Consider the following 14,010-nt stretch of genomic DNA (forward strand, 5'->3'; position numbering starts at 1 on the left):
AGTTCTGCTGTGATCCACTGTTCCATTGACTGACTTTTGGTTAAACTCTGAGTTTTTATAAATGAGAATACACAATCCCTAGATTTTGTCAAACCTTATGTTAAGAAAGATGTGGGTAATGGATAGCCCTTTTAGGGGGACTTTATGTTATTATGGAAACAGCGCAAAGGTATTCAACCGCTCTAAAAACCTATAGCTACTTAACTGTAGCGTTTGCACCTTGAAAACTGCGGTCAGACCCCGCGTCGCCTTTAGGCGCAAGCGGTCGGACCCCGCGACGACGCCAGCTCGCTTGCGGAACGCCGACCAAGAGAGGGAATGCTGACCAAGAGAAGAGTTATCGGGTTTTGTACAGTAATGCTTGTACTTAGGAATTGCTCTAAGCAACAAGTACCAGAGAACCAACATTTTTGTTTGAGGTTTGAACTGTACCGTAGGGCATACGGGAACAGGCTCTTGGAATAGAGCAAACGCGCAGGCGTGAGAACCATCTCTGGGCTAAGTATCGCAAGGTAATTAGTTTAAGTGGACTCAGTGTTGGCGTAGCCTTGCGGAGCGCAAACCAAGAATCCTGGTTTCAGGAGAATCTCCGCGCCTAACAGCCGGAGAGTATGTCAAACGAGTAATTTAATAGACGAGGGGTTCGGGGAGCGATAAGTCCCGCGCTCTAACCAACAGAGTGAGCGTCAGGATAAATAGACTCCCCGCGCTTGTTGAAGGTTCGATGCCCCACAGGCATTTATCAGTAGTTATAGTTTACCACAAACTATAGCTATGCTGACAATGAATTATACTTACCGAATCTATCCAGATGCCACAGAACAGACGGACCTGCTGGAGTGACTTGAGGCGTGTAGAGGCGTTTATAACTACGCTTTGCGCCAACTCAAAGACTGGATTGCTTCCCGTAAGTGTCCTATAGACAGGTGTTCTCTGGAAATTGCATCGCGGATTAGAGAATGTAGTACCCGTGGACAATCGGGGAATGGAAACGGCATATTAAGTCGGTCTGTCGGGGGTCTCTATGACCTAGACAAGTGGCGTGGGGCAGGAATGCCTAACTGTGAGGTTGGGAAGCCCGCGCTGTACCCATAGGGTACAGCATCGGGAGGATGTCACGAAGCTGTATCTACCCTACCGTAAAAAGTACCACCAACCTTAACTTCTACAGCCTCTTTTGCGCCCAAGTCTGTGTCAGAAGGCTGAATTGCTTCAAAGATACCAGCAATTTCACCAGTTTCGCTGTCTACTTTAGAAATTCTCAGGGAAATTTCACCAGCTTTGAGATTGGTATCTGCAAACTTGACATTAGCTTTACTAAACTCTGTATCATCTGCACGATTTGGTAAAGCTACTGCATTATCATATCCTGAGGTAACACCACGACCTTTTGGATCTAGGAAGCTAGAACCTCGATAGGAAGGAACATTATAGATACCCTCAAAATCGATAGAGGTATTAATAGCAGAAACACCAGGCTGACTTTTAGCAATAAGCCCTTTGACAGTAAATAGAAAAGGTACTTCCTCACCACCTGGTAAGAGAACAGTTATAGGCTGAAAATCAATACCATACTGTTCTTTAAATGTCAATGCATTATCTTCATCAAAGATTAGATCCCCTGTTACTTGGTCTAAGCTAGAAGTATACCGTGTCAATTTTCTTCCTTCTACAAATTCTGCTTTCTGGCGTTTGTTAGTAGGTTCTTCCTTGACAAAATATTCAGTTGGCTGTATGCACAAATCTGTCAAAATATAAGAGCTATCGCGGTCAAGGGCAATGGAACCACGAGCTGTTTCTGGTAACTCAGGACAGTTGTTAGCCAAACCAGTATTTACAATGTCTTCATAAGTAAGTGTTTGACTGCTATCTGGGCCTTCTGAGCAAGCGGTCAAAAAACTCAAACACACAGCTAATAGTGCAGCAATTAAAGTGCGATACCTCATTGTTAACCTCAAGATTCAATATTCAACAATTAACGTTGCTACTACGTTTTGTATTTACGCAGTATAAATAATCCAATTTTAGATTTTAGATTTTATCGGAAGTTAGGGTCATAGAATCATAGTTGTACTTCACCTTCTCAAGTGGCTTTTGTCAGAGTAAATTTTTCATACTTCTGTTAGCATTAATAGGTGTTTAAACTCATGTACCTATGCCCATTTCCTGAAAAAAGGACTGTAATTCAAAGCTGATTTATCTTTGTATTTATCCAAAATAGTATTTTACATTGCTTGTTACTTTATTCCTAAATCAGTTATATAAATTAAAATTGCATAAGTAAATATGCTTAAGGTAAAATATCGCTGTAATTAATTTAGTTTTAATCAAGCAAAACTTAGGATTAAGAGAAAAACATAAAATTAATATCTAGAACAAGCAAGATATTTTTGAATTACCTATACGAGGGCAAATTAATTTAGACCTTGGTGGTTTATATGAATAAGTAAAAACTAATTAAATAAGCAGTCAGGGGTCAGCTTTTCCTGCGGAATGCGGAGCTAACAGCGATCGGTAGATTTTTTTTGAGACACCTTCAAAGAGCATAGTATTCCGGAACAGAAAAGAGATTTTAAATCAAACTCAACCATCCAGCTTATTAGAAACTGGGGATTTTTACCCAGAGCTGTAAAAGCTGAAGTGCTGATAGCTAGTTAAAATAATTTTTTGATGTTAATTGATAATTATGGATACAAATACAGACAATCAGTCAACACAATTACACAATGATTTACAATCATTGACACATTCACTAAGAGCTTTAGCGAAAAATCATCACGACGATCCAATAGCAATGTTGGCTATGCTACGAACTCTGGAAGGTTTACATCAAGAACTAAGAGAAGGCTTATTTCAACAAGCATTACCAGATAATCGTCAAGCACTCTACAATTTACTTAAAGATATTGAAGCAAAGGGAGGTTGGCCTTATATTCCCAGGTTAAGACTACGGTCTATTTTAGAAAATTGGTCTTCTGAAGATTTATAACATTTCTTGGTCTGATGTAGACTCAGGTAAAGCTTGACTAATATTATCTATAAAGTCTTCTTCTGTAATTATTGAAGCTGGAACATTGACTAATACTGCTAATAATCTACCATTATCAATAGTAATTAATGTATCTCTGAAGTTTAAACCAGTTCCCTGTTCAAAAGTTAAATCGCCAAAAGTTAAGTCACCATCTAAGGCCAAGAAATCTTCCAAAGGACTAAAATCATTAATCACATCAATATTACCCAATTCTCCAGGTAGCACAAATATATCGGAACCTTCGCCCCCAGTTAAGGTATCTTCTCCAGCATCTCCAAATAATATATCGTTGCCTCGATCGCCTAACAAGGAGTCATTACCATCACTACCTTGAAGTGTATCATTATCCTTTCCACCAAATAATGTATCGTCACCAATACCACCAATAACTAAGTCATTATTCGCGTCACCAAAGAGGGAGTCGTTTTCTTGTTCTCCAAAAATTGTATCATTATCCTTTCCACCGCGAAGGTTGTCCAAATTTTCTCCACCAAAGATTTGATCGTTACCTCTATTACCATTAATAAAATCACTGCCATTAATGCCAAATAGAGTATCATCACCTGCTTCTCCAAATAGAGTATCATCACCACTACCTCCATCTAGAGAGTCATTACCATCACCACCAAAAAGAGAATCATTTCCTATACTGCCATTTCCAATATCATCTCCACTATCCCCAAATATTACGTCATCATCAATATTTCCAAAGAGACTATCATTACCTTGACTACCTCTTAATGTATCGTTACCATCTCCTCCAGTAACTAAATCAATTCCTTCATTACCAATTAAGGAGTCATCTCCGGTCTGTCCAAATAACGAGTCGTTGCCTTCTTCTCCTGCTAAAAAATCATTTCCCGGACCACCTTCAATACTATCATCTCCAGGACCCCCTAATGCAGAGTCGCGGCCATCTTCTCCTTGTAATAAATCATTATCTTCACCACCAATTAAAGAGTCCGATCCAATACCACCAATAATTTCATCTTCTCCTTCTCCACCGTCTTGAGTATCATCTCCTGCTTCACCAAAAATAGTATCATTTCCACCAAACCCTTCCATTAGGTCTGGTTCTTGAGAGCCTATTAAGAGGTTATCGTTGTTATCTCCTGATATATTGGCCATATTTTGGATACTCCTATGTTACTAATAATTTGATTTTTGAGTAAAGTCAGGTTGAAGTAGGTAGGTGGGAAAATTTACAAGTATATCATTGGGACTGAAACGGAGTGGAAGCAATTTCAATGGTTTTGACCTCATCAATATTTCGTTAGATAATGAGGTTTATTCGTGCCTACCTAACTTATTTATAGAAATTTATAGAAACACACAAAAATGTTCTAGTAGTAGGATGGCAGAAATAACTAACCAGTTACAAAGTCCTAAAAGCCTTAAAAATCAATACTTTTGACTGTCAGATATGCGTCTTGCATTCTGAGGTTTCCTCAGAATTACGCACTCGCTTTTAACTTTTGACTTCCGCGTAGCGGCACTAGGTTTTAGGATTGCATTTTTTTCATATTTTGCATTGAGTTTTGGCGATGAATGTCCCTCCTATCCTTACAAGTTACTTGTGACTGAAAACTCAACTATTTTGTTTCCTATTTATGTCAGCATTTAGTCTGTTTTTTGAATTCAAGTCTACATTAGTTGGATAGTTCAATAATTAATAATTGATAATGAATGATTGATAATTACCTCTCCCTAAAAGGAAGAGAATTGACTCAAAGGATTTTTTTTTGCTTCTCCTGTAAAGGAAAGCTTTGAAACCTAAATTATTCGGTAAGTTTGGCTAATATGTTTTAAGTTTTACTGTGAAATTTAGTTTAAATTTTTAATACTAATTCCTGTTTTATTTAGTTATAAATTTGAGGAATGATAGCTACATACTTTCCTCAAATTTAATTGTTAATTATATCAGGTTATGGAATACGGAAATATTAGTTATGGAAACTTGCTATGGGAAACTTTTAAAATTATTACTGCTATATATTTACCTCTCTTGATTATACCAACCGTGAAAAAATAATATTACGAATAGTAAGAGGAATAAAAAGACTTTTCAGAATATTCCCTTTGACAAAAAAAGATGACTTACAACCTGAAAAATTGTATTTAAGCTATTCCCATACGACTTCTGACTCCTAAGAAATATTTTGACTATTTGTAGCAAACATTTATCAATTTGGTATTATAAGTTTACCGAAAAATTGTGGTTTAAAGCCTCCCCTTTTAAGGGGATAATAAGCGGTCGTTTGCGGAGCAGTCCGTTAGGATGGGATGGCGAGGTCTCCTCGCCATATCCAATCGACCAAGAGAATAAAAATTTTCATGATTAGTCAATCCTCTTCTTTTCAAAGAGAGGTAATTATTAATTATTAATTATTCATTATTAATTATTCATTATTAATTATTCATTATTGAACTACTTTTTTATTTGCAGTAATTTTAATGAAGTCAGAAGTCAGAAGTTAACCCACCCCTAACCCCTCCCAACCCACCCCTAACCCCTCCCAGGAGGGGAGGGGAAGTAGGGGATTTGAGCTTCGCTCCAAAAACCCGATCACCTTAAAAGGCGGGGTTGCGCGACCCATATTATTTTGATAAATTTTTTCTCAGAATCTAGCACAATAGACTATTAGCTAGATATACTTCTGATACTATTTGTTAATCCCTGGGTATTCGCAATTCGTTATTTTTATATTTGGCGATATCTGAAGGGAGCTAAGATTACATTAATGAACCTATCCCACTATTTTTAACAAACTTATTTCTTTGAGTAAAATGTGTTTAAAAAGCTTAATTTTTGGTTTTTAATTCTCAAAATATTTATGGTTTTTAGCAAAAATATTATTAGTGGGATAGGTTCATAGAAGCATTTACCGAATAATTAGGATTTGCTGAAAAAGTCTTATGGGTGAGGGTAGGAGACAGCTATACTGGAGACAGGAGACAGGAGAAATGGGTACTTAGAGCAGGTAGAAGTAAGAATTGTCAGAATGATTTTTCTGCCCAGCTATGTGCCTAAAATACTAACTTTTTGAGGGTTTTAGACTGAAACAAGCGCACTTTTTCAAGGCCCCAAAAAGGCTAAAGCCTTTATCTGCAAATACTTTTAGATTTAATCAGCAAGCCCTAATTAAGGTTTAAAGCCTCTCCTTTAAAGGAGAAACAAGAAAAATTTTCCATTACTCCCTTCTGCCTTCTGCCTTTCCTGATAATATTTGATATTTTTTCTACACTTTAATCCTCAGTTTTGCCAAACTATCAAATAATTTTTTGACTTTAATTAAGTCTTTATCCCCAGGCGCTATTTCTACTCCACTAGATAAGTCTATACCACAGAATTTATGGCTGGATTCAATGATGAGTTGTTGAACTGGTATTGTGACATTTTCTGGTGTTAAACCACCTGCTAAAAACCAAGGAAAAGTGGGATGAAAATCTTTAAGAATTTTCCAATCTAAGGTTTGACCAGTGCCTCCTAATTTATCTGGATGATAAGCATCTAGGAGTAAAGTATCGACATAATTCTCGTAACTATTTACTGTTGTTAAATCTTGAAGAGATTTGATTCTGAATGCTTTAATTATTTCTATATTATCTGGTATTAATTGACGTAGCTGATGACAAAATTCTGGAGATTCATCTCCATGTAGTTGTATACCTGTTAATTGGGTCTGAATAATTATTTCCGATAAGAAATCAATTTCTGGGTTAACAAATACCCCAATTTTATCAATATTTTTTGGTAGTTGAACAACGATATTTCTGATTTTTTCTGGAGTAATATACCGAGGCGATGTTGGAACAAAGATAAATCCTAAAGCTGTTGCTCCCATTTGAGCGATCGCTTGTCCTTGCTCTAATTTTGTAATCCCACAAATTTTAACGCGCATTAATTATACCTACTAAGAGCTTAATTGTATATTTTTGTATTAAAACTTAAAATTATTGTTAATTATTAAAACAAATTATAGCTTCTTACTAAAACTTCTTGATAATTTGCAAAACATAAATTGATTCAATCAAACATTTAAGCCAAATAGTCAAATTTCTGTAATTTTAAGGAGATAAAAACTTGATTTACTCTAGTTTAATTTTAGCAGCACAATCTCAATCCCTTTCTACAGAGTGGTCTCCAAAAGTAGCAATTGTAATGATAACTTGCAACCTAGTGGCAATTGCAATTGGTTACTATGCTATTTCCAAGAACAACCGTGGACAAGGGCCAGATTTACCAGTATCATTACCAGCAATTTTTACTGGGTTTGGCATACCAGAATTGTTAGCTACTACTAGCTTTGGTCATATTTTGGGAGCAGGAATAATTTTAGGGCTTGGTAGTGCTGGTATGTTATAGATATAGATATAACCTGATTTTAGTTACACAGAAGAAGGTTGAAAGCTCCTCGCCTTTAGGTAGGGGATGAAAACGAGGGTGCGGGATTTATTGAGCCGCCGAAGTGATAGAATTAGATGGTGAGGTCTGTGTTCATCTACACCTGGAACTGTCCTAGCACGGAGAAATCCCGGCAAATAAGAAACAACGGTTGATACACTCAACGGCAGTATGACTATATCACTGCAAACAATGGCAGGACAGGGAGTGTACCATTTTGGCATAGTGATAGAACCTCCCGAAAGCTAACAAAAAGTAAACACAATCTGTATGAGTTAATGTGAATACAAGTAAGTGTCTAGGGGCGTTTTGACTCGTCCCACCCGGATAAATCTCTGGGTGACAGTTAAGGAGAAGCGAGCAATGTGTATTTATACCGTTGCGTAGCATCCTCTTAGAATCCGTGTCTGTTTAGAGCAGGGAAAAGTCAAAAGTATAGGGGGTATTCTTTTCGCACAGAAGAGATACCCCCATTTTTGATTTTTCAGTAAAAATAGTAATATAGCAGAAGGAAGAAGAAAGAAGGAAGAAGGAAGAAGGAAGAAGGAAGGACTGAAAAAGTGGATGGGGATAGTCAATGACTTGCCATTTCGTGTTTTATAACCCCAAGCAATTTTCAACACCATGTAGACGGCAGGGTATTAAACCAAAAAATCAAAAGATAAGTTATATAGAGTAGAACAAGTCAAAGTTTAAATAAATAATCAAATAAAACTTCATGCAGGTAGATTTGCGAATTGGCAATTTATTTGGTATCCCCTTATTTTTGGATTCTTCATGGTTCGTCATTTTACTGTGGATAACATATATTAATAGGCAAGACTATCAAGAGTGGGGATTGTTTTTAGCTTTTGGAGCTGGATTAGTAATTGCTGTACTAATGTTTTGTTCTGTATTGTTACATGAATTAGCTCATAGTTTGGTTGCTATTTCTCAAGGGATGAAAGTTAATTCTATCAGGTTATTTTTATTTGGTGGAATTACTGGAATAGAACGAGAATATCGAACTCCTGGAGAAGCTTTTCAAGTGGCGATCGCTGGACCTTTAGTGAGTTTGGTTTTGTTTTTTTTATTGGGTTTAACTAGCCTTTTTTTTTCCACATCAAGCTTGGTTGGTGAACTAATAAATCGGGTAGCAGAAATTAATTTAATTTTAGCTATTTTTAATCTGATGCCTGGTTTACCTTTAGATGGCGGACAAGTATTAAAAGCTGCTATTTGGAAAATAACTGGTAGTCGTTTTGTTGGGGTAAGATGGGCGGCTAAAAGTGGTCAAGGTTTAGGATGGTTAGGAATTATTTTGGGGTCGGTTTTAGTATTAATAACTCAGAGTTATGGTGGTTTTTTGCTGGCTTTAATTGGTTGGTTTGCTCTGCGTAATGCCAAATTTTATCGCCGGATAATTGATTTAGAAGAAGCGTTAATTAAAATTAAATCTGTAGAAGTAATGACGCGAGATTTTCGTGTGGTAGATGCAAATTTGACCTTGAGTCAATTCTCAGATAAATATTTTTTGAAAAGTTCTAAATTTTCCATTTATTTTGCTGCTAGTGAGGGTCGTTATCTTGGTTTAGTTTCTTCTGATGCTATTAATTTTATTGAAAGGAGTTATTGGGATACTCAAACTTTAAGGATGATTATATGTCCGCTAAATCAGATAATTACTGTTTCAGAGAAAGCTCGTTTAGTAGAAGTTATTTACAGTATGGAATTTCATCAACAAAAACAAATAACTGTTCTTTCTCCTGCTGGAGCAGTTGCAGGTATTATAGACCGGGGTGATATTGTCCGGGCAATAAATAGATACTTAAAATTGAAGATTTCAGAGGCAGAAATTAAGCATATTAAAACAGAAGGTTGTTATCCTCCAGGAATGAAATTAGAAGCGATCGCTAAGGCTACTTATTTATCAAATTTAAAGTAAATTTGAAGGAAGAAGGAAGAAGGAAGAAGGAAGAGAGAAGAAGGAAGAGAGAAGAAGAAGAGGGAAGGAAAAATCTGGTTTTTTCTAAGTTTTAAACTTTTGAAAAGAAGGAAGAGGGAAGAAGGAAGAGAGAAGAAGGAAGAGAGAAGAAGGAAGAGAGAAGAAGAAGAGGGAAGGAAAAATCTGGTTTTTTCTAAGTTTTAAACTTTTGAAAAGAAGGAAGAGGGAAGAAGGAAGAAGAAAAAAGTAAGGAAAAATCTGGTGACTTATAACTTTTGACTCCTAACTTCTGACTTCTCAAGATATCCCAGTGACAAAAAAAGAGAATTTCCCACCTCACTCAAAACTGGTGTTTAAGCTATTTATTCTGAGTTGTAACTTCTGAGTTCTGACTTCTAAAGATATCTCTTTGACAAAAAAAAGAGAATTTCCCACCTCACTCAAAACTGGTGTTTCAGCCATTTATTCTGAGTTCTAACTTTTGACTTTTCACTTGTGAGTTCTAACTTCTGAGTTCTGACTTCTAAAGATATCCCAGTGACAAAAAAAGAGAATTTCCCACCTCACTCAAAACTGGTGTTTCAGCCATTTATTCTGAGTTCTAACTTTTGACTTTTCACTTGTGAGTTCTAACTTCTGAATTCTGACTTCTAAAGATATCCCTGTGACAAAAAAAGAGAATTTCCCACCTCACTCAAAACTGGTGTTTCAGCCATTTATTCTGAGTTCTAACTTTTGACTTTTCACTTGTGAGTTCTAACTTCTGAGTTCTGACTTCTAAAGATATCCCTGTGACAAAAAAAAGAGAATTTCCCACCTCACTCAAAACTGGTGTTTCAGCCATTTATTCTGAGTTCTAACTTTTGACTTTTCACTTGTGAGTTCTAACTTCTGAGTTCTGACTTCTAAAGATATCCCTGTGACAAAAAAAGAGAATTTCCCACCTCACTCAAAACTGGTGTTTCAGCCATTTATTCTGAGTTCTAACTTTTGACTTTTCACTTGTGAGTTCTAACTTCTGAGTTCTGACTTCTAAAGATATCCCTGTGACAAAAAAAAGAGAATTTCCCACCTCACTCAAAACTTGTATTTAAGTCATTTATTCTGAATTCTGACTTTTGACTTTCGACTTTTAACTTCTGAGTTCAGAAGATATCTCTTTGACAAAAAAAGAGAATTTCCTGCCTCACTCAAAACTTGTATTTAAGTCATTTATTCTAACTTCTGACTTTTGACTTTCGACTTTTAACTTTTGAGTTCAGAAGATATCTCTTTGACAAAAAAAGAGAATTTCCTGCCTCACTCAAAACTTGTATTTAAGTCATTTATTCTAACTTCTGACTTTTGACTTTCGACTTTTAACTTTTGAAGATATCTCTTTGACCAAAAAAGAGAATTTCCCACCTCACTAAAAACTGGTGTTTCAGCCATTTATTCTGACTTATAACTTCTGACTTTTAAATTTTGACTTTTTAATTCTGACTCCTGACTCCTGACTCCTGACTCCTTCTTCAAAATTACTTTTTTCCTAACAACCAATAAGTAACCATTTTACCTCTACCTTTAACTGAAGTTAAACCTCTTTCCTGAAAAATATATCTATCTTTTAATAGTTCATAAGTAGTAGTTGTAACTTGAATTTTTCCAGCTTTTCCAGAAGACTCCATTCTCGAAGCTACATTCACAGCATCTCCCCACAAATCATAAATAAATTTCTTTGTACCAATTACACCTGCCACTACTGGTCCAGTATTAATACCAATTCTAATGTTAAATTTATCGCCCATATCTGTTTGAAACTTATCAATTTCTTGCTGCATATCTAATGCCATATTAGCGATCGCTTCTGCATGATTTTCTTGGGGTACTGGCAACCCACCTGCTACCATATAAGCATCGCCAATAGTCTTAATTTTTTCTAAACCATATAATTCAGCGAGATAGTCAAATTTAGAAAAAATTTGATTGAGCAGGTTAACTAATTCTATTGGAGAAACCCTCGCAGCAATAGGAGTAAAACCAACTATATCAGAAAATAAAATTGTAGCTTTTTCAAAATAATCAGCTATTGCACTGGTATCCTGTTTTAATCTAAATGCAATAGGTTCTGGCAAAATATTCATTAGTAGACGCTCAGACTTTTCTTGTTCTGCGCGTAATGCTGCTTCTGCTTGTTTGCGAAGAGTAATATCTTCTACAGTACCTTCATAGTAAAGAATTTCTCCATTAGCATCCCGTACAGCACGAGCTTTTTCAGACATCCAAATAATACTACCATCATAACGATAAATCTCTGATTCAAAATTTGATACTTCCTCATATTTATTAATAGCATCAATAAATTCTTGCCGACGATTAGGATTAACATATAGCTGTTGTGCAATATCCCTAATATTAGCAATTAATTCTGAACAATCAGAATAACCATACATTTTTGCCAAAGCAGGATTAGCACTTAAGAAAAAACCATCAGGTGTAGTTTGAAAAATACCCTCAATTGAATTTTCAAATATACTACGATATTTTGCTTCAGCCTTTCGTAATGCTTCTGCTGCTTCCTTGCGTTCTGTAATATCATTAACTATTGAAAGTAAACAAAGTTGCCCATCAAGAAAAACAACTTCTCCTGATAATAAACCAATTCTAATTTGTCCTGACTTTAGTCTCAAATTAATTTCTTGATGATGAATTCTGCCCTGAGTTTCTAATATTTTATAAATATTACTTCGTTCTTCAGGATTTACCCATAAATTTAATTCTGTTCCTGTTTTACCAATCACTTCTTGGCGACTATAACCTGTAATTTCCAGAAAACTATCATTAACCTCAATTATCCTACTATCTGCAATTTTACTAATAGTAATTACATCTGGACTTGCCTGAAAAGCTAAAGCAAATTTTTCTTCCGACTGACGCAATGCGGCTGTTCTTTCTTCCACTCTTTGTTCTAGTTCAGCATTTGTTTTTTCTAAATTAGCAAATGATTGTTGTAATTGTTTTGCCATTAAATTAAAAGATTCTGCTAAGACTTCTAGTTCATTTACTGCTTTTATTTCAACTATTTGGTCGAATTTTCCACTAGCAATTTCTCTACTAGCAGCACTTAAACACATGACAGGATAACTAATCCAACGAGAGGTTAAAACTCCGATTACTGTTGCTACGAATAAAGCTATTAAACACAGTCTAATTGTGGTACGAGTGTTAACATTAATTTTCTCCATAAAATCTTCTTCTGGCACCACAACTACAATTAACCAGTCTAAATTTTCACCATCAGAAAAAGGTACTACTTGTAAAAATTGTCGCTTGCTATTGAGTAGAAATTCCAATTGTTGAGATTGCTTGATTTTACTAAAGTCACCAAAATACTTGATTAAATAATTTGCTGTGGTACTAATTAGAGAATTATTAACATTTTCAGCTTTGATTCTTGTGACTTCTTCATCTTTCAAACTAAATGGTTTTTGAGAAGTAGAAGAAGCCACTAAAAACCCGGTACGTTCGATGATGAAAGTTTGTCCTGATTTACCTATTTTTAAACTTTGGAGAAATTCTCTGATGTGAGAAAGAACAAAATCTACTCCAACTACTCCTATTAACTCATTATTATCTTGATAAACAGGTTGAACCAAAGTTACTTTCAATCTTAACTCTTTAAAGTCAGGATAAATATCACTCCAGGTTGGTTTTTTTGCCTCTACTGCATTTTTGTACCAAGGTCTAATTCTGGGGTCATAATCATTGCCAATTTCTAATAATTCTGTAGGCTTTCCTTGGTTATCAATACCAATACTATGAAATTTACCTTTCGTAGACTTACCCGCTCTACCAATTTGCCATTGATTATTATTTTGAAATCCTAAACCAATAAATTCTGCTTGGGCGCTACCAAAATAAATAGCAGAAATATTAACCGAATCAAACAAAAATCTTTGTCGCCAAAATTGTTGGGTTAAACTAGCCGTATCCTGAAGATTCAAATGACCTAAATTAATAGCATCCCAATTAATTTGAGCAATAACCTTTGGTGCTTCTAAATAATCTTTTAATCTTTCTTGAATACGAGTGCTAACTTCATTTCTTAATTGAGTTGTTACTTCATTAACTGCTTCCTGGCCATTGCGTAGAGATAGCCATCCTGTTAAACCTACAGCCCCAAAAATCTGAACCACAAATGGTACTATTAGAATAGCTCGTAGAGGTATATGACTGCTCACTTTGATACGGGGGAATAGTGATTTCAGAAACATTGTGGTAGCCTGGCTTAAGGCCATATATTTCTATGAGAATTCTTTTATTTGGCCAGTTTTTGATGAAGATGAGTTAGTTTGAATATTAACCCCCCAGTTTTGCAATTGACACTAACTTCTCCCTCTTTGGTTGGAGATGTCTATTAGCTATAGTAGCAAAGGTAGCCTGACAAGGACAATGCTTGAGACCCATATTTTCGGCAGACTTTTCACCTACCACCGGCGTTGGTAAATTAGTGTATAATATTAATTTTAATTACTTAGGAGTCAACCTACCCCTAACCCCCAGGGTCTATTTATTGTCACCAGAGAAAAAAGGAAGAGGGGGGAGAGGGGGGAGAGGGGGAAGAGGGCAGGGTCTATTTATTGTCACCAGAGAAAAGAAGGAAGAGGGGGA

General features: G+C 35.8%; 10 protein-coding genes and 1 pseudogene. 4 read left to right on the forward strand and 7 right to left on the reverse strand.

Annotation, left to right across the window (positions count from 1 at the left end; all coding sequences use genetic code 11):
• Positions 1-774: 774 nt before the first annotated feature.
• Positions 775-936, forward strand: a pseudogene (locus tag F6K15_RS35395) (helix-turn-helix domain-containing protein); the annotation flags it as partial.
• 179 nt (positions 937-1,115) lie between these two features.
• Here F6K15_RS35395 and F6K15_RS35400 read toward each other — a convergent pair.
• Positions 1,116-1,946, reverse strand: coding sequence for a photosystem II manganese-stabilizing polypeptide (locus F6K15_RS35400; RefSeq protein ID WP_293070425.1), 831 nt, complete (start codon positions 1,944-1,946; stop codon positions 1,116-1,118).
• A gap of 740 nt (positions 1,947-2,686) precedes the next feature.
• Here F6K15_RS35400 and F6K15_RS35405 point away from each other — a divergent pair.
• Positions 2,687-2,989: a hypothetical protein gene (locus F6K15_RS35405; RefSeq protein WP_293070427.1), complete on the forward strand. Its 303-nt coding sequence runs from the start codon at positions 2,687-2,689 to the stop codon at positions 2,987-2,989.
• On the opposite strand, the gene F6K15_RS35410 is transcribed toward F6K15_RS35405, so the two are convergent.
• On the reverse strand, positions 2,984-4,159 hold the full coding sequence (locus F6K15_RS35410; protein WP_293070429.1) for a calcium-binding protein: 1,176 nt from the start codon (positions 4,157-4,159) through the stop codon (positions 2,984-2,986). The genes F6K15_RS35405 and F6K15_RS35410 overlap by 6 nt on opposite strands.
• Positions 4,160-6,270: 2,111 nt before the next feature.
• Entirely contained in the window at positions 6,271-6,933 is a 663-nt protein-coding gene (locus F6K15_RS35415; protein ID WP_293070431.1) for a phosphoribosylanthranilate isomerase, read from the reverse strand.
• A gap of 182 nt (positions 6,934-7,115) precedes the next feature.
• On the opposite strand from F6K15_RS35415, the gene psaK reads away from it, so the two are divergent.
• Together psaK and F6K15_RS35425 are read left to right on the forward strand one after the other, a co-directional pair.
• Positions 7,116-7,397 carry a photosystem I reaction center subunit PsaK gene (gene psaK / locus F6K15_RS35420; protein WP_293070433.1) on the forward strand — a complete coding sequence of 94 codons (282 nt, stop codon included), beginning with the start codon at positions 7,116-7,118 and terminating at the stop codon, positions 7,395-7,397.
• Positions 7,398-8,154: 757 nt separating this feature from the next.
• Complete coding sequence (locus F6K15_RS35425; RefSeq protein WP_293070435.1) at positions 8,155-9,360, forward strand: site-2 protease family protein; 1,206 nt, start codon at positions 8,155-8,157, stop codon at positions 9,358-9,360.
• A 336-nt stretch (positions 9,361-9,696) separates the two neighbouring features.
• On the opposite strand, the gene F6K15_RS35430 is transcribed toward F6K15_RS35425, so the two are convergent.
• From F6K15_RS35430 to F6K15_RS35445, 4 genes are all read right to left on the reverse strand, one after another.
• Positions 9,697-9,822 carry a hypothetical protein gene (locus tag F6K15_RS35430; RefSeq protein ID WP_293070436.1) on the reverse strand — a complete coding sequence of 42 codons (126 nt, stop codon included), beginning with the start codon at positions 9,820-9,822 and terminating at the stop codon, positions 9,697-9,699.
• Between the two features lie 232 nt (positions 9,823-10,054).
• A complete protein-coding gene (locus F6K15_RS35435) occupies positions 10,055-10,204 on the reverse strand; it encodes a hypothetical protein (RefSeq protein ID WP_293070438.1) in 150 nt (49 codons plus the stop codon).
• Positions 10,205-10,659: 455 nt separating this feature from the next.
• Complete coding sequence (locus F6K15_RS35440) at positions 10,660-10,791, reverse strand: hypothetical protein (protein WP_293070440.1); 132 nt, start codon at positions 10,789-10,791, stop codon at positions 10,660-10,662.
• Between the two features lie 86 nt (positions 10,792-10,877).
• Positions 10,878-13,637 carry an adenylate/guanylate cyclase domain-containing protein gene (locus F6K15_RS35445; protein ID WP_293070442.1) on the reverse strand — a complete coding sequence of 920 codons (2,760 nt, stop codon included), beginning with the start codon at positions 13,635-13,637 and terminating at the stop codon, positions 10,878-10,880.
• Positions 13,638-14,010 lie beyond the last annotated feature (373 nt).

Origin of the sequence: Okeania sp. SIO2B3 (assembly GCF_010672525.1) — a bacterium.
Lineage (GTDB): Bacteria > Cyanobacteriota > Cyanobacteriia > Cyanobacteriales > Microcoleaceae > Okeania.